This is a genomic window from Massilia norwichensis (assembly GCF_024753245.1).
Taxonomy (GTDB): Bacteria; Pseudomonadota; Gammaproteobacteria; order Burkholderiales; family Burkholderiaceae_D; genus Telluria; species Telluria norwichensis.
The window spans coordinates 327930-345228 of record NZ_JANUGX010000001.1 but is presented as its reverse complement, the minus strand read 5'-3'; the positions used below and the strand labels follow the sequence as shown (position 1 = coordinate 345228).

Sequence of the window (17299 nt, the reverse complement as noted above, 5' to 3'; positions counted from 1 at the left end):
CATGGCAGCGCACAGCGAACAACCCCGCATGCCCGTGGTCCGGGACGTGCAAGACTTCGACCGGCATTCCGGCAACTTGCTGGAACGCCTGATCTTCAACCACCGTTTACTGGTGCTGCTGGCCTGCCTGCTGGCCACGCTGTTCCTCGGCTATTCGGCCACCCGTATCAAGGTCAACGCCAATTTCGAGCGCATGATTCCGCTCGGCAGTCCCTACATCCAGAACTACCTGGCCTACAAGAAGCAGCTGCCCGGCCTCGGCAACACGGTGCGGATCGTGGTCGAGAACAAGACCGGCGATATCTTCGATCCCGCCTACCTGGACGTCATGCGCAAGGTGAACGACGACCTGTACATGATCGACGGCGTCGACCGCTCGTGGATGAAGTCGATCTGGATGCCGATCGTGCGCTGGCGCGAGGTGACGGAAGACGGCATCACTGGCGGCCCGGTGATGCCGGCGCAGTTCGACGGCAGCGCCGCCGAGCTGGCCAAGCTGCGCGACAACGTCGGCAAGGCCGGCATTGTCGGGCGCCTGGTGGCGCTCGACATGAAGTCGAGCATGATCGTCGCGCCGCTCCTCGACACCGATCCGAAGACCGGCCAGCCGCTCGACTACGGCGCCTTCTCGCGCAAGCTGGAAGAAAAGATCCGCACCTACGAGAGCGCCAAGGTCGGCATCCATATCGTCGGCTTTGCCAAGATCGTCGGCGACCTGATCGATGGACTGAAATCGGTGATGCTGTTCTTCGCGGTCTCTGTGGCTGTCGCCACCCTGTTCGTTTACCTGTACACGCGCTGCCTACGCAGTACGGCGCTACTGGTGTCGGCGGCGGTGCTGGGTGTGGTCTGGCTGTTGGGCCTGATGCAACTGCTCGGTTACGAACTGGACCCGTATTCCATCCTGGTGCCTTTCCTGATCTTCGCGATCGGCCTGTCGCATGGGGCGCAGAAGATGAACGGCATCATCCAGGACATCGGACGCGGGACCCACAAGTACGTCGCCGCGCGCTATACCTTCCGCCGCCTGTTCGTGGCCGGCGTGACGGCGCTGCTGGCCAACATCGTCGGTTTTGCAGTGCTGATCATCATCGACATTCCCGTGATCCGCGACCTGGCGATCACCACCAGCATCGGCGTATCGGTGCTGGTCTTCACCAAGCTGTTCCTGATCCCGGTGGCGCTGTCCTACATCGGTATCGGCGCCAAGGCGGCGCAGCGCGCCCTGGAATCCGACCGCGACATGGCCGAGGGCCAGTCGGCGCTGGGCCGCGTGTGGGGACGCCTCGACGGACTCACCGGCCGCCGCATGGCCATCGGCACGACCGCCGTGGCGCTGGTCGTGACCGCCGTCTCGGCGATCGCGATGCAGGGCCTGCGCATCGGCGACCTCGACGCCGGCGCGCCGGAGCTGCGTCCGGACTCGCGCTACAACCGCGACAACGCCTACATCACGCGCCACTACGGCCTGTCGAGCGACCAGTTCGTGGTGATCATGAAAACCGACGACGAAGGTTGCCGCCTGTATTCGGCATTGACCAAGATGGATGGCCTGGCGCAGCTGCTGCGCGACGACCCGGCGGTGCAGGCCACCACCTCGCTGGCCGAGACCGTGCGCTTCACCACCGCCGCGATGTCGGAAGGTAGCGGCAAGTGGATGACGATCAGCCGCAACCAGTCGATCACCGACGGCGCGATGTCGGCGGCGGCGATCGCCACGCCCGACATCACCAACCAGAGCTGCTCGGTGTCGCCGCTGGTGGTCTACCTGCGCGACCACAGGGCCGACACCGTGGCGCGCATCCTCAAGACTTCGAGCCAGTATGCCCAGGCCAACAATACCCCGGCCGGGGCCAAGGAGCCGGTGGCCTTCCTGCTGGCGGCCGGTAGCGCCGGTATCGAAGCCGCCACCAACATCGAGGTCGGAAAAAGCATCGTCATGATGTACCTGGCCGTCTACGGCTCGACCGCCTTGCTGTGCCTGATCACCTTCCGCAGCATCCGCGCCACCGTCGTGGCCCTGATCCCGCTGGTGATCACCACCATCCTGTGCAAAGCGCTGATGGTCTGGCTCGGGATCGGCCTGAAGGTCGCGACGCTGCCGGTGATCGCGGTCGGGGTAGGGGTCGGGGTCGACTACGCGCTCTACCTGCTGTCGGTGCAGCTGGCCTGCCAGCGCCGCGGCGACAGCCTGCGCGCGGCCTACCGGCGTTCGCTCGACTTCACCGGCAAGGTGGTGGCCCTGGTGGGCATGACGATGGCGGCCGGCGTCGTGACCTGGGCCTGGTCGCCGATCAAGTTTCAGGCCGATATGGGCATCCTGCTGACCTTCATGTTCTTGTGGAATATGTTGGGTGCGCTGGTGCTCACGCCGGCGCTCTCCTATTTCCTGCTCAATCCCCGTCGCGCCCAGGACGATACGCGCGTCAGCCCTACCTTGGAGAAAAACTATGTTTGACCTGCTGCTGTCAGCCGACATGATGCTGCCCGACCCGGACGGCATGACCGACCTGCTGGTGAACAAACTGGGCGTCCACAGCCATCCGAACTGGCGCCAGGCCTTCGATAACCATCCCTACATCGCCCATTTCCTGCGTGTCCACAAGTCGCTGGCGGTGGCGCCGACGCGCCTCGAGCCGCAGTGGCACCTGGATCACGATAACCCGGGCGACCCGATGTTCCACGAATTCCTCGAGAGCCTGAAGGATTACCAGGGGCGCCACCGCCCGATGCTGACGCACTCGGTGGTGCTGGCGCTGCAGGGGCCGAAGTTCGACATCTTCGTGGACAAGCTGATGCGCCGCGGCCTGGCCTTCCGCATGGCCCAGCGCACCCCCGAGATGCCCTTCGACCGCCTGTGGCTGGGCGCTACGCCGGAGCGTCCGCGCTATACGCCGGACGTCGACGGCGGCCTGTGCATCGAGGTGATGCCGACCGAGCCGCTGCAGATGCCGCCCGAGACCTTCGCCAGCCCGCCGGCGCAGCCGCGCGAGCCGAAGCCGGGCGACATGGTGAGGATCAGCGCGCGCGCCTTCCTGGTGCGCGATCTCGACCACACCCTGCGCTGCTGCTCAAGCAACCTGGACTGGGAGCCGCGTGACGGCGTCGAACTGTTGAAGCGCGAAGGCCAGCGCCGCGCGGTGATGCCCTTCGCCGTCGCCAACAGCGCAGCCCTGCACGTGATCCAGCCGACCGCCTGGAATACGCCGGCCGCGCACTACCTCAACAACTGGGGCCCCGGCCTGTACTACATCCGCATCGCCGTGAACGGCTTGCAGGCCAAGGCCGAGGACTTGCGTGCGCGCGGGACGCGCTTCACCTGGGTCGAAGAAGCGGAGTCGGCGGGCGGGCGTCCGCTGATCCGGATCGAGCCTTCGGAATTGCGCGGCCAGGTCGTCGAATTCGAGGAAGCCTGACATGGACCAGAGCGAATCGATCGTCGTCAACGATGCCGTGACCATCGAGCGCGACGGCACCCTCGGCTGGGTAGTGCTGACCCGCCCGGGCCAGATCAACGCCATCAACGACGACATCCGCGCCGGCGTGCCGCAGGCGCTGCGCGAACTCGACGCCGACCCGGCCATCCGCGTCATCGCGATCCGCGGCGCCGGGCCGCGCGGATTTTGCGCCGGCGCCGACATCAAGGAAAAGCGTGGTCCGGAAACCGCGATCGAAGTGCGCAGCCGGATGCAGCGTGCGCGCTGGATCGAGGCGATCGACGCGGTGCAGAAGCCGGTGATCGCCGCGGTGCATGGTTATTGCATGGGTGGCGGCCTGGAACTGGCGCTGGCCTGCGACATCCGCTACGCCGCGCCGGACGCGGTATTCAGCCTGCCGGAGACGGCGCTCGGCCTGATTCCCGGCGGCGGCGGCACCCAGCGCCTGGCGCGCGTGGTCGGCCCAGGGCGGGCGATGGACCTGCTGCTCACCGGCGAGCGCCTCGACGCGGCAGCAGCCAGGGACATCGGACTGGTCACGCGCGTTGCAAGCGAATCGGATGCGCTGATCGGCGAAGTCCGCAGCTTTGCCCAGCGCATCGCGGCGCGTGCGCCCGCCGCCACGCTGTCGGTCAAGCGCGCAGCACGCAGTGCCCTCGAGCTGGAACTGAAGCAGGGCCTGGACCTCGAACTGGACCTCTTCGCCATGCTCAAGCCGAGCGAAGATGCACGCGAAGCCGCGCTGGCGTTCAGCGAGAAGCGGCCGCCCAATTTTATCGGCCGCTGAACGCGGCCCCTGACGGAGACCGGAAATGGATGACGCAGTGAACAAAGGAAAGCTGGACGGGCGGGTCGCCATCCTGACAGGCGCCGGCGGCGGCCTGGGCGCCGAGGCGGCGCGCGTGCTTGCGGCGCATGGAGCTCGCGTGGCCGTCGTCGACATCGACGGTGAAGCCGCGCGCCGTGTGGCGGCCGGCATCGAGGCGCAGGGCGGGCAAGCCCTGGCGCTGCAATGCGACATCTCGAGCGAGCCCGAGGTCAGCGCGATGGTCGAGGCGGTAGTGGCGCGCTTCGGCCGCGTCGACGTCCTGCACAACAATGCGGCCATCCTGAGCGTGGAGCAGCGCCGGCGCGACCGCGACGTCGTCAACATGGACGTCGAAGCATGGGATCGCGCCATGGCGGTCAACCTGCGCGGCGCCATGCTGTGCAGTAAATACGCGATCCGCGAGATGCTCAAGCACGGGCGCGGCTCGGTGATCTTCGTCACCTCGGGCCTGGGCGTGCAGGGCGACCTGTCACTGACGGCCTATGCCGCTTCGAAAGCGGCGCTGATCATGCTGGCGCGCTCGGTGGCGGCGCAGTATGGCAAGCAGGGCATCCGCTCGAACGCGCTGCAGATCGGGCTGGCCCCGGCCGAGAACGCACACGAGAGCATGCCGGCGCCGCTGCTCGAGATCCTGCGCGAGAACCACCTGACGCCCGAACTGGGCACGCCGCGCCAGATCGCCGACGTGGTGGCCTTCCTGGCGTCCGACGAATCGGCTTTCGTCACCGGCACCACGCTGGTCGCCGACGGCGGCTTCGGCAGCCATACGCCTTCCCTGGTGGCGATGAAGGCCTTGTTTGCGCAAACCGGCGCGAAGGGAATGTGATGAAGGCTGCCATCATTCATGAACGCGGCGCGGCGCCGGTCATCGGCGATTTTCCCGAGCCGGCGGCGCGCGACGGCGCGGTGCTGATCGAGGTCGATACCGCCGGGCTGGGCGGCTGGGACGTGCTGGGCGCCTACCGCCTCGGCGTGGCCTATCCCTGCGTGATCCGCGGCGAAGGCGTGGGACGGACCCGGGACGGACGCCGCGTCTACTTCGGCGAACGCTCGGTGCTGCCCTACGGCGCCTGGGCCGAGCGCACCCTGGTGCCGGCCGAGGAAGTCTGGGACGTGCCGGACGACGTCGACGACCGTACCGCGATTGCGATGGGCATCGCCGCCACCGGCGCGCTGGTGCCGCTGGAACACGCGAAAATCCAGCCGGGCGAACAGGTGCTGGTGCTCGGTGCGACCGGAACGCTGGGCCAGATCGCGCTGCAGCTGGCGCGCTTCCTCGGCGCCGGGCGCGTGGTGGCGGCGGCGCGCTCGCGCGAAGCGCTGGCGCGGCTGAAGGAGCGCGGCATCGCCGACGAGGTCGTCGTGATGGGCGGCGAGGACGATGTCGCGGCCCTCAAGGCCGCCACGGACGGCGGCTTCGACGTGGTGCTCGACCTGGTCTGCGGCCAGCCGATGCTCAGCGCGCTCAAGGCCACGCGCTGGGGCGCACGCATCATGACCATCGGCACCGGCGCCGGACGCCAGGTCAACCTGGACATTGCCGACCTGCTGTTCCGCACACTGTCCTGCATCGGCACCGGCCAGCGTCCGCCGGCCGACCGCCGCGCGATCTGGGAGCGACTGCTGCGCATCGCGCGCGAACAGGACATCCGGATCGATTACACCGATTTTGCCTTCGACGACGCCGGCGCGGCGTGGGCGGCGCAGGTCGGCGGGCCGCATGCGAAGATCACCGCGCGCGTGCGCGCCTGAGGGTATGGCCTTGGAGAGGACCGTATGACATCAGGACAATGGTGGATCGTTGCGCTGTCGGAGCAGCTCGCGCCGGGCAAGACGTTGGCGGTGGTCTGCGACGGCATGCAGGTGGCGCTGTTTCGCAGTGCCGAAGGCGATGCCTTCGCCCTGGAAGACCGTTGCCCGCATCGCCGCGTGCTGCTGTCGCCGGGCCAGGTCAGGCCGGGCGGCCTGCAATGCCCCTACCACGGCTGGACCTTCGATGGGACGAGTGGGCGCTGCACCGACATTCCGAACCTGCGGCGCGAGGAAAAGATTCCGCCGGCGGCGGCGCGCGCCTATCCGGTGGCCGAACTGAACGGCTTCCTCCACGTGTACTCGGGAACCGACGAGGCCCAGGGGACGCCGCCCGGCGCCGGCTACCAGGCGGCCGGGCGCGAGTTCACCGGCAGCGCGGTGGCGGCCATCGCCTTCGAGGACTACCTCGACGTGATGCTCGACGGCCCCGAATGCCTGCTGGATTTCCCCGGCGTGACGATCACCGACTTCTTCCTCGGCGATCCGCGCCGCGACGGCGGCTATCTCGTGCTCGACCGCGGCGCGGTGTGGAAGGGCAGGGGGCCCGGCCCGGCCTTCGTGCGCGACCATCCGCTGCTGGTGCGCACCCGCGTGCCGCTGGCGGGCGGCCACATCTTGGTCGAGCTGCTGGATGCCGCCGAGCAGGCGCTGGCGACCCTGTTCATCGCCGCCACCCGCAACAGGCGCGGCACGACCAGCCTGGCCTGGCGCGGCTTCGCCCATGCGCGTGCGCACACGGGCCCGCTGGGCTGGCGCCTGCGCCGCCTGGCCGGCGTCGCACCGTTCACCGTGCGCGCAAAAGTCGACGGGGCCGCCATCGCGGCGCTGGAATCGGCGCCCTCGCGTGAAAGGAGGGACAGTGGGGCAGTATCAACGCGGCCCGTACAGGAGACTTCGCATGAATATGGATGACAAGGCGGCACGCTTCGCCGCGCCGGACGCGAAACGCGACTGGATACCCGGCAACCTGGACCTGCGCGACACCTGGTTCCCGGTGGCCTACAGCGCCGACGTCGGCAACCGCGCCTTGCGCCGGGTGATACACGCGCAGGACGTTTACCTGTGGCGCGAGCAGGGACGGGTACGCGCCGCCGAGTTCCGGCCCGAACTGCTGGAACGCCTGCGCGCCGGCGCCAGCGCCTTCACTGGTGGCTCCTGCTTATACCGCGCGCATGAGCGCTACGGCTACGTGTGGGTCTGGTACGGCAATCCCGACAACGCGCACGAAGACCTGATCCCCTTGATCCCGTTCCTGCCGGCGGATGGCGTGGGCATCCCGCGCTACACCCAGCGTTCGGTGCGCTTCGACGCCGCCTCGCCGCTGTCGGTCGAGAACCTGATCGACCTCACGCATGCCGACTTCCTGCATGCGAACACGATCGGCGACGGACAGTCGGAGAGCGACGTGGTCGAGTTCAGCTCCACTTCCGAGACGCTGACCCGCACCCGCATCGTCACACGCAAGTCGGTGGCGCCGGTGATGCGCTGGATCGGCGGCGTGCGCGCCCAATACCAGGACCTGCGCGCGGTGCTGCACGTCCACCTGCGCAACAACCTGTGCATTTCCTATCCCAGCTTCACGCCCGGCTATGCGATTCCCAACGTACAGCCCTTCGTGCCGGTCGGGAAGCACCGCTCGCGGGTCGACCAGACCAATTACACGGTGCATGCGCCGGCGCCGTTCCGCTGGCTGATGCCGCGCATCTCCTATGTCATCCAGCCGCAGGACAATTCGGTGCTGCGGCCGCAGAACGCGCGTTACTTCGATCCCGGCCAGCGGCGCGACCTGAGCTCCCGCTTCGACGCGCCGGGCAACCGCTACCGGGTCTTGATGACGCGCCTGGCCGAACGCCAGCGCGAGGGCGACTTCAGCTATGGCCCTGACGCCGATCCGAGCCTCGACATAGCAGGCATCCTCGGTATGCGGCGCTAGTGGAGACGGTCGGCGCCGCCCGCATGCCGGGCCAGCCGGGCATTACGCTGATCCTGGCCGGGCTGGCGATGCTCGGCCCGTTCTCGATCAACGCCTACCTGCCGTCCTTCCCTGAGATGGAACAGGCCTTGCACACTGACCGGGTGGCGCTGCAGCAGACGATATCGGTCTATTTCGCCGCCTTCGCGTTCATGTCGCTGTGGCACGGCGCGATTTCCGACGCCTGCGGGCGGCGCAAGGTGGTGCTGGCCGGGCTGGCCGCCTATGCGCTGGCCTCGCTGGGCTGCGCGTTCGCAACGCGCGTCGGCCATCTCCTGCCTTTGCGGGCCTTGCAAGGCCTGTCCGCCGGCGCCGGCATCGTGATCGGCCGCGCGGTGGTGCGCGATCTGCACGAGGGCCCGCTTGCGCGGCGCATGTTGTCGCAGGTCGTGATGATGTATGGGCTCGCGCCGGCGATCGCGCCGCTGGTTGGCGGCGCGTTGCAACGGAGCTTCGGATGGCGCGCCGTATTCTTGTTCCTGGCGCTGCTGGCGGCCAGCCTCTTCACGGCGGTGGCAATGCGCCTACCGGAGACGCTGCCCGCCGAGGCGCGCCAGCCTTTCCGGTTCGCGCCGCTTGCGCATGGCTATGCGCGCCTGCTCGGCAACCGCGCCTTCATGACATGGTCGCTATCCTACGCACTGATGTTCGGCGCCTTCTTCGTGTACGTACTGTCGGCGCCAGTGTTCCTGATGCGTCACCTCGGGCTGGGCGAAGCCGATTTCCTGTGGCTGTTCGGCCCGGCGACGCTTGGCCTGGTTGCCGGCTCGGCGCTGGCCGGAAAGGTCGCGGCGCGCTGGCCTGTGGCCCGGACCCTGCAGGCCGGGTTTGCGCTGATGGGTGCTGCGATCGTGTACGACCTTGCGGTATGCCTGGCGGCCCCGGAAGGCGCCGGGTGGTATGTCCTGCACCTGTTCGTGTTCAATGTGGGCATGTCGCTGGTGGTGCCGACTATCACTATCCGGGGGCTCGACTGCGTGCCCGAACGGCGCGGCATGGGCTCGTCGGTACAGCTGTTCGTCCAGACCGGCTTCAACGCCTTGATCGCCGCCGTGCTGGCACCTCTGTTGTGGGAATCCTTGATTTCGCTGGCGCTTGGCGCGGCCGTCCTGTTCCTGTGCGCCGGCGCCGGCGTGCTGCTTGCCTTGCGCCTGTCCAATAAAAAGCCGTCCACAGCCTGAAGCTGAGGACGGCTCTCGGGACTCCTGGGATTTACAGGAAAATACCCAGGTTTGGCGTGCCGAGCACCGCCTGGTCGATGATCACCTCGCGCCGCGCCAGCTGGTAGCCCGACTCGGTCTTGCGGATCACGTCGTGACGCTCGCAGGGGATCAGGTCGAAGCTGGCGCTGTCGAAGCGGTTGCGGGTCAGCAGCAGGTAGCTCTGCACTTTGAATTCGTCTTCCTTGTCGGTCCGGTAGACCCGGATGTTCGAGACCAGGTGCTTGGTGCGCGATGGAGGATCCTCGCCCCAGGCGCTGCGTGTGTCCATCACGCGCATCACGCGCAGCATGATCGAGCGGTAATCGTCGTACATGTGCTGGACGGTGCGCACCACCGACTTGTCCTGGTCGCGCGTGGCGCGGGTATGGCGCAGCGGCACGGTGTATTCAATGTCCTTGGCAACCATCGCGATCCAGTCGCGCAGGCGCAGCGTGTCGAACATCTCCGCTTCGTCGTACATGAACTCGACCATATCGTTGTATAGCGGGCTGCCGACCGGCACCCGGTTGGCGCGCAGCGAAGGCGGCAGCGGCGTCGGCTCGAGCGGATTCTTTTCCATAGGTGTCTCCTGAGGGCGTTGTAGGGTTTCCGACGGCTGGTTCATTTTTCGCTCGTCATCAGCTCGTGCCAGTACTTCCACCATGCCCACTGGGTGTCGTCCTTGGTGAAGCCGTCGCCCACATGGCCCGGACCCGGCCAGCCTTCCGGCGCGCCCTGGTCGAACATCGCCTGGTACTTCATGGTGATGGTCTTGCTCATCGCGCCTTTGGCGACTTCGGTCTGGTGCGGCCAGGTGTCGGAGTCTTCCATCTCGACCATGCCTGAGGTGCCCAGCATCTGGACTGACTGGCGCAGCATGCGCGCCTTGAGCTCGGGCGGCGTGTCTTTCTCGGCAAAGATCCAGTTCATGAACTCGAGCTTGTCCGGGCCTTTCGGAATGTAGGCGTGCAGGGCGCAGGCGCCGACGATGGTGCCGTCCGGTTGCGGCAGGTAGATGAATTCGAACAGGCCGTTCGGGAAGAAGCCGCCGACCTGGGGCGGGCGCCAGGACATCAGCTTGAGCTGGCCATCGTCGAAGCGCTCCAGCAGCTCCGGCACCATCTCGGGCGTGATGCCGGGCGGCGGCAGGGCGGTCAGCTTTTCGACCGGGCTGAGTTCGGCCGGATTCTTGCCAGTCAGGCGCAGGATCTTGCGATCGAGTTCGATGCAGCGCAGCGCGTGACCGTGGTCGGTCCAGACTTCGCTGCCATACATTTCAGGAGACAGGTCGGCGCCTTTGCCTTCGGCATCCGGCTTTTTCGCATAAGGGCCGACTTCGGCCAGCCAGCGGTGCAAGGTCAGGGTATGGAATCCGTCCGCGGCCGACTGTTCGCAGGCGGTCTTCCAGTTCGCATTGATGCGGAAACGCTGCGGCGGACCGAGGACTTCCAGGCCGCCCTTGGTGCGCAGGAACAGGGTGTCGAAATAGTATTTGGCGTCGCCGAAGAATTCTTCCAGGCTGGGGCCATCGATGTTCCAGGTGGCGAAGATCAGGCCGCCGTACAGCGCCACGCGCGCCTTCTTCAGGCCGAGCTGGTCCTTCGGCGTCATCTTTCCGTGCATGCACTCCTTCTCGACCGGAGCGCCGATGAAGTCGCCGTTCGGCTTGAAGGCCCAGCCGTGGTAGATGCACATGTGGACGTTGGTATTGCCGGCATCGTGGGTCTGCACCCGCATTGCGCGGTGCGGGCAGACGTTCAATGAGACGTGAATCTCGTTGTCGCGGTCGCGGGCGACGATGACCGCGTCGGAACCCATGTCGCGGGTGACGAAGTCGCCCTTGTTCGGGATTTCGGTTTCGTGACCCAGGAAGATCCAGGTCTTGGCGAAGATCCTTTCCATCTCGAGCTCATACAGCTCGGGATCGGACAGGGCGCGGACCTTGACTTCACGCGTCTCGAGGTTGATCAGGTCCGAGACCGTGGTTCCGTCCCGCAGTGTTGTTCCGGCATTATGGTGCATCGTTGTCTCCTTTGTTTGCCTGCTTCTGAATTGTACACAACTCAGAAATTTGTTCAACAAAGGATGTTCGGATACCCGAATTATTTCTCTGCCGGGTGCGCGCTGCCGCGGCGGACCACGACAGGAATGCCGCCAAGCCGGCGCTTCGCCATCCACTGAGCGAGCGCGGCATCCATATAGTCGGCGTGGCGCGGGAACCAGCGCGCCAGCTCGCGCGCCAAGGCGCGGCAGGTATCCGCATGTCCGCCGCCGGCGAGCATGGCGCGTACCTCATGCACCGACTTCAGCACCGCCTCGTGTTCGTCGATGTGGCATTGCGCTGCAGGGAAGGCAGTGGCGAGCATCCAGTCGCGTTCCTCACCGAAGTGGCTCTCGGCATGCTCGGCAAACGCGTCGAGATGGTGGATGAGTTCGGCTTCGGGCGCCGCCAGCAACGTCCCGACCAGATCGACGAATTCGCGGTGGGTGGCGTCTATCGGACCGTAACCGAGCAGAAATTGGTCGGTCCAGGTAAAGTCTTGTTCGGGGGGGGCTGACATGAAGCAGGCTTTCAAACAAAAGATGTCTAATCCTGAATGTACACAGTTTATTTGAAAGTGTCTCTAAAAAAATTTCGGTTACGCGAAAGGCGCCCTCGATCATCAGGACTGCTTTTTGCCCTAGAGTTTTCCAACTCAATAGGCCCGAAGCGGACTCTGAACTCGCTCTTTTTGAAGTCTGCAAGTATGGCCGAAAGCTGTTGATATCGGCTGGTTTGGCAAGGTGGGTCCAATAGCGACCCACCCATGTTGCCAAGTGCTCGCAGGAAACTTTTCGAGTGCACTGATACCGACCCGGGCAGCGTACGCATCGTTATAGATCTGCAGGTACTCAGGTCCCCACCATACGACCATGGGCTCGGCCGAATCCAACATGAGGTCAACGACGACGCACAGTCTGGCAGGCCGTGCCGTCAATGGCCCGAGAACGGTGGCGCGCCAGTCATATTCGCGAATCGCCCGGCGCATGGTTGACCCGCGATCAGTTAAGACTACCGCCCTTGTACGTTCAATCGCGCAGCTTGCGCTGGGAAAGCCGTTTGCATTGCGGAAATTTTCTCGATCTGCGGTAACGATATTGTACCGGTCGATGAGTTAGCTTACGTGCACGAAGGGATGCAAGAGTCACCCGGAATCCCAACGGAGTACACGAAAGGTCTGCTCTTGGGGCGAACTTGGACGAACAAGGGCAGGGCTAGCCAGAGCCTTAAGTGGTCGCAATCCTGACGTCCGACTTTAAGCGATCTCATGCGGTGCTAACTGCGGTTCTCGCCTAACTCATTGATTCGTAAGACTGAAAACGGCCTGCAAAGCCGCCAAGACAGGTTCGATTCCTGTCCTCGCCTGAACGAATTTCCTGAACAGCCCACCCGTGCGTGGGCTGTTTCTTTTCCGTTTCCGTTTTGGTTTCTACCTCTGCTATAGTGCTCGACACTAATTTGGCAACGTTTCCAATTTACTGGAGGCGTGATAACGAAGGAGACGAGACCGATGTCGAACATCAGCACCAAGGCGCGCCTGCGGGGCGTGCTGCCCATCCTGCTGGCCTGCGCATTCCCGATCGCAGCCGCCGGCGCCGCAGCCCCGAAAGCCGACGGCACCGCAGTCCAGGCCTGGATCACGACCGGCGACCAGAGCAAACTGCTGGCGCGCGAAGCCGACGCCCGCTTCGGCAGGGCGAGCGCGAAGACGTCCGCCGGCACGCCGGTGATCGAGGTCGACCCGGCGCGCGCCTACCAGCAGATCGCCGGCTTCGGCGCGGCCATCACCGATGCCTCGGCTTACCTGATCCAACAGCGCATGACGCCGGCCCAGCGCGAGGCGCTGATGCGCGAGCTGTTCGGCCGCGCCGAAGTCAAGGGCGCGGGGCAGGGCATCGGTTTGTCCTTTACGCGCCTGACCATCGGCGCCTCCGACTTCTCGCGCAGCCACTACAGCTTCGACGACATGCCGCCGGGCCAGACCGATCCGGAACTGCGCCACTTCTCGCTCGAGCCGCAGCGCGACACCGTGCTGCCGGCGGTGCAAGCGGCGCTGGCCGTGAATCCGCAATTGAAAGTGATGGCTTCGCCCTGGAGCGCGCCGGGCTGGATGAAAAGCACGGACAGCCTGGTCAAGGGCACGCTCAAGCCCGAGGCCTTCGATGCCTTTGCCCGCTACCTGAAGCGTTACCTCGATGCGATGCAGGCGGAAGGGGTGACGATTTCGGCGCTGACGCTGCAGAACGAACCGCACTTCGAGCCGGAAGACTATCCCGGCATGCGCGTCGATCCGGCCAGGCGTGCCGCCTTCATTGGCGGGCATCTGGGTCCGCTGCTGGCGCGCACCAACCCCGGCACCGCGATCTTCGACTAGGACCACAACTGGGACGAGCCGGATTCGCCGGCCACGGTGCTGGCCGATCCGCAGGCGAACCGCTACGTGAGCGGCATCGCCTGGCACTGCTACGCCGGCAAGTCGTCGGTGCAGGCAGTCCTGCACGACAAATTCCCGGACAAGGACACCTGGTTCACCGAGTGCTCGGGCGGGCGCTGGTCGCCGGACTGGGCCAAGAATTTGCAGTACTTCACCAGGACCCTGGTGATCGACACCACGCGCGGCTGGGCGCGCGGCGTGCTGTTCTGGAACCTGGCGCTGGACCAGAACGACGGCCCGCACCTGGGCGGCTGCAAGGACTGCCGCGGCGTCGTCACCATCGATTCGAACACCGGCGCCGTCACCCGCAACGTCGAGTACTACGCACTGGCCCACGCCAGCCGCTTCGTGCTGCCGGGCGCGCGCCGCATCGCTTCCAGCGAGGCGGGCGGACTGGCGAATGTCGCCTTCCGCAACCCGGACGGCTCGATGGCGCTGCTGGTCGCGAACGGCGAGCCGGCGGCGCGCAGTTTCGCGGTCAAGGTCGGCAAGCAGGCCTTCACTTACACGCTGCCGGCGTCCAGCGTAGCCAGCTTCACCTGGAAAGCGCCGCAGTAAGATGTAACTGTTGCGCACACGCAGCGTTTTCTATTGACATTGAAATTCGAGCAAGCCGATAATGTGCTGCCTGGTTTGGCAACGTTTCCAATCCGCTTGGTGAGGAAACGTGGCCAGCACCGCAGGCATCGCTGATCGATCGCGCAGGCCTCGACCCTGGAAACGTCCGCCAAGCTACGCTGGTTTGGCAACGTTTCCATTTTTCGGCTGAGGTTTGGCAACGTTTCCAATCTCATCTATTATAAGAATCACAGGAGACAGAACCATGACGAATTCCCATACCGGCAGGCCCGCCCGCCACCCCTTGTCCATCACCCCGATCGCTGCCGCCTGCGCGGCGCTGCTGTGGAGCGGCGCCGCGACGGCGCAGGACGGCGCCCAGGCGACCCCGCAGGGCGGCGAGCCGTCGCAGGTGGTGGTCACCGGCATTCGCGGCAGTATCGAAAGCTCGATCGCGATCAAGAAGGACTCGGACAACATCGTCGAGGCGATCACCGCCGAAGACATCGGCAAGCTGCCGGACACCTCGATCGCGGAATCGATCGCGCGCCTGCCGGGCCTGACCGCCCAGCGCGTGGCCGGGCGCGCCCAGGTGATCTCGCTGCGCGGCCTGGCGCCGGACTTCGGCGTGACCCTGCTGAACGGCCGCGAACAGACCTCGACCAGCAACGACCGCAGCGCCGAATTCGACCAGTACCCGTCCGAGCTGCTGGGCGGCGTGACCGTGTATAAAACCCCGGACGCTTCGATGACCGCGGCCGGCCTGTCCGGCACCATCGATCTGCGCACCGTGCGTCCGCTGGACCGCCGCGGCCGCACCATCGCCGTCAACCTGCGCGGCGAGCATAACAGCAACGGCAAGCTGAACAACGGCTGGTCGGACAATGGCGGCCGGGTCTCGATCTCCTACATCGACCAGTTTCTGAACAACACCCTGGGCGTGGCGATCGGCTATGCCCACCTCGATTCGCCGGGTCAGCAGAAGGAATACAAGTCCTGGTGGTGGGGCGACAACAACAAGCTCCCGGCGGGTAACGAAGACGTGACCGCGCTGAAGGGCGCCGAAGTCACGGCCACCTCGCGCCAGCAGAAGCGCGACGGCCTGATGGCGGTGATCGACTACAAGCCGAACCGCGAACTGCGCTCCATCGTCGACCTGTACTACTCGCAGTTCGACCAGAAGGAAGTCATGCGCGGCATGATGTGGAACTCGGCGGACACGGTCAGCTACCTGAATCCGCAGATCCAGACCATCGGCGGCAGCCGCCTGCTGACCGGCGGCAGCATCGTCAACCTGGAGCCGATCGTCCGCAACGACTACAACACGCGCAAGGACAACCTGTTCGCGGGCGGCTGGAACCTCGACCTCAAGCTGGCCGACCGCTGGTCCGCCAACGGCGACCTGTCGTATTCGTCGGCCAAGCGCAAGGAGATGACTTCCGAGACCTATGCGGGCCTGGGCCGCGCCGGTTCCGGCGCCGCCGACAACAACTTCGGCTTCCAGATCCCGGTCGGCGCCGGCCTGCCGACCTTCACGCCGAGCCGCGACTTCACCGACCCCGGCATCATCAAGCTGGTCGACGTCGGCGGCTGGGGCCACGACGCCACCCAGCACCACCCGATCGTCGAGGACACGCTGGGCAACGTCAAGCTGAACGTGCGCCGCGAGTTGGATGCGAATTCCTTTGGTCCTGTGCGCGACTTCCAGGCCGGCCTGAGCTACTCGAAGCGCGAGAAGTCGCACGAGGAGGTGTCGCAGCGTTTCGCCCTGAAGAACGAGCGCGCGCTGACCACCGTGCCGGCCAACCTGATCCAGCCGACCACCTCGCTGGCCTGGGCCGGCATTCCCGGCGTGCTGACCTTCGATTCGCTGTCGGCGCTGAACCAGTTCTACGACAAGATGCCGCTCGATACCGACGTCGCCCAGCAGGACTGGGCGGTGCGCGAGAAGCAGACCGTGGGCTTCGTGCGCGTCGGCCTCGACACTGAACTCGGCAAGGTGCCGGTACGCGGCAACGCCGGCGTGCAGTACGTGCACGTGAATCAGGAAGCGGACGGCAAGACCAACAACGGCGGCGTCATCACCGACCTGCACGGCGGCGCGTCCTATCACGACATCCTGCCCAGCCTGAACCTGAACTTCGACCTCGGCAACTACGTCGGCGACACCTACCTGCGCTTCGGCGCCGCCAAGACGGTGGCGCGGCCGCGCATGTCGGACATGCGCGCCGGTATCGGCGCCGGCGTCGACGCCACCACCCGCATGTGGAACGGCGGCGGCGGCAATCCGAAGCTGGAACCGTGGCGCGCGAATTCCTACGACCTCTCGCTGGAGCACTACATCGGCAAGGGCAGCTACGTGTCGGCGGCTTACTTCTTCAAGGACCTGAAGAACTACATCTACAACCGCCAGCAGGAATTCGATTACACCGGCTTCCCGAATTCGAGCACGGTGATCCCGATCCAGAACATCGGCACCATCAACCAGCCGGCCAACGGCCAGGGCGGCTTCGTACGCGGCATCGAACTGACCGCGTCGATGCAGCTGAACGTGCTGTGGCAGCGCCTGGACGGCTTCGGCGTCCAGGCCAGCGCCTCGGGCACCGAAAGCTCGATCCACCCGAACGGCCCGGGCACCACGGAAAAGCTGCCCGGCCTGTCCGGCGTGGTGGCCAACCTGACCGCGTTCTACGAGAAGAACGGCTTCTCGGCGCGTATCAGCGAGCGCTATCGCTCGGCCTTCCGCGGCGAAGTCACCGGCCTGTTCGCGCAGCGCTCGTTCAGCGAGATCCGCGCCGAGCGCCAGATCGACGTGCAGATCGGCTACGAGTTCCAGGACGGGCCTTTCAAGAACCTGGGTCTGCTGGTCCAGGCCAACAACCTGCATAATCAGCCTTACCAGACCACCCAGGGCAGCCCCTTCGCCAGCGGCGCGTACGCACCGGAGCGTTACACGACCTATGGCCGCCAGATCCTGTTCGGTCTGAACTACAAGCTTTAATCGGGAATAAGGA

Annotated in this window: 13 protein-coding genes and 1 pseudogene; 11 read left to right on the top strand and 3 right to left on the bottom strand. The window is 65.8% G+C overall.

What is annotated here, in order from left to right:
* The first annotated feature begins 1 nt into the window (after window position 1).
* Genes NX782_RS01480 through NX782_RS01445 form a run of 8 tightly spaced genes read left to right on the top strand, consistent with a single transcriptional unit; the run spans window position 2 to window position 9231 of the window.
* Window positions 2-2458 carry an efflux RND transporter permease subunit gene (locus NX782_RS01480; protein WP_258843710.1) on the top strand — a complete coding sequence of 819 codons (2457 nt, stop codon included), beginning with the start codon at window positions 2-4 and terminating at the stop codon, window positions 2456-2458.
* Window positions 2451-3416, top strand: coding sequence for a VOC family protein (locus NX782_RS01475; RefSeq protein WP_258843709.1), 966 nt, complete (start codon window positions 2451-2453; stop codon window positions 3414-3416). Before NX782_RS01480 ends, NX782_RS01475 begins: the two co-directional genes overlap by 8 nt.
* A gap of 1 nt (window position 3417) precedes the next feature.
* Complete coding sequence (locus NX782_RS01470; RefSeq protein ID WP_258843708.1) at window positions 3418-4224, top strand: enoyl-CoA hydratase/isomerase family protein; 807 nt, start codon at window positions 3418-3420, stop codon at window positions 4222-4224.
* Between the two features lie 37 nt (window positions 4225-4261).
* A complete protein-coding gene (locus tag NX782_RS01465) occupies window positions 4262-5092 on the top strand; it encodes an SDR family NAD(P)-dependent oxidoreductase (RefSeq protein WP_258843707.1) in 831 nt (276 codons plus the stop codon).
* The gene (locus NX782_RS01460) at window positions 5092-6018 is read left to right on the top strand and encodes a quinone oxidoreductase family protein (protein WP_258843706.1); all 927 of its coding nucleotides are present in this window, start codon (window positions 5092-5094) and stop codon (window positions 6016-6018) included. The genes NX782_RS01465 and NX782_RS01460 overlap by 1 nt, the downstream gene beginning before the upstream one ends.
* A gap of 24 nt (window positions 6019-6042) precedes the next feature.
* Window positions 6043-6990, top strand: a complete 948-nt coding sequence (locus NX782_RS01455) for a Rieske 2Fe-2S domain-containing protein (protein WP_258843705.1) — start codon at window positions 6043-6045, stop codon at window positions 6988-6990.
* Window positions 6977-8011 carry an aromatic ring-hydroxylating oxygenase subunit alpha gene (locus tag NX782_RS01450; protein ID WP_258843703.1) on the top strand — a complete coding sequence of 345 codons (1035 nt, stop codon included), beginning with the start codon at window positions 6977-6979 and terminating at the stop codon, window positions 8009-8011. Before NX782_RS01455 ends, NX782_RS01450 begins: the two co-directional genes overlap by 14 nt.
* On the top strand, window positions 8011-9231 hold the full coding sequence (locus tag NX782_RS01445; RefSeq protein WP_258843702.1) for a multidrug effflux MFS transporter: 1221 nt from the start codon (window positions 8011-8013) through the stop codon (window positions 9229-9231). Before NX782_RS01450 ends, NX782_RS01445 begins: the two co-directional genes overlap by 1 nt.
* A 31-nt stretch (window positions 9232-9262) precedes the next feature.
* Here the strand turns inward: NX782_RS01445 and NX782_RS01440 are convergent, their stop codons facing one another.
* From NX782_RS01440 to NX782_RS01430, 3 genes are all read right to left on the bottom strand, one after another.
* Window positions 9263-9832 carry a 3-phenylpropionate/cinnamic acid dioxygenase subunit beta gene (locus NX782_RS01440; protein ID WP_258843701.1) on the bottom strand — a complete coding sequence of 190 codons (570 nt, stop codon included), beginning with the start codon at window positions 9830-9832 and terminating at the stop codon, window positions 9263-9265.
* 41 nt (window positions 9833-9873) lie between these two features.
* Window positions 9874-11274, bottom strand: a complete 1401-nt coding sequence (locus NX782_RS01435; RefSeq protein ID WP_258843700.1) for an aromatic ring-hydroxylating dioxygenase subunit alpha — start codon at window positions 11272-11274, stop codon at window positions 9874-9876.
* Between the two features lie 80 nt (window positions 11275-11354).
* The gene (locus NX782_RS01430) at window positions 11355-11813 is read right to left on the bottom strand and encodes a bacteriohemerythrin (protein WP_258843699.1); all 459 of its coding nucleotides are present in this window, start codon (window positions 11811-11813) and stop codon (window positions 11355-11357) included.
* A gap of 990 nt (window positions 11814-12803) precedes the next feature.
* Here NX782_RS01430 and NX782_RS01425 point away from each other — a divergent pair.
* From NX782_RS01425 to NX782_RS01415, 3 genes and pseudogenes are all read left to right on the top strand, one after another.
* Window positions 12804-14066: pseudogene (locus tag NX782_RS01425) on the top strand (glycoside hydrolase family 30 protein); the annotation flags it as partial.
* A gap of 9 nt (window positions 14067-14075) precedes the next feature.
* Window positions 14076-14285, top strand: a complete 210-nt coding sequence (locus NX782_RS01420; protein ID WP_258843775.1) for a glycoside hydrolase family 30 beta sandwich domain-containing protein — start codon at window positions 14076-14078, stop codon at window positions 14283-14285.
* Window positions 14286-14550: 265 nt separating this feature from the next.
* A complete protein-coding gene (locus NX782_RS01415) occupies window positions 14551-17286 on the top strand; it encodes a TonB-dependent receptor (protein WP_258843698.1) in 2736 nt (911 codons plus the stop codon).
* Window positions 17287-17299: the final 13 nt, after the last annotated feature.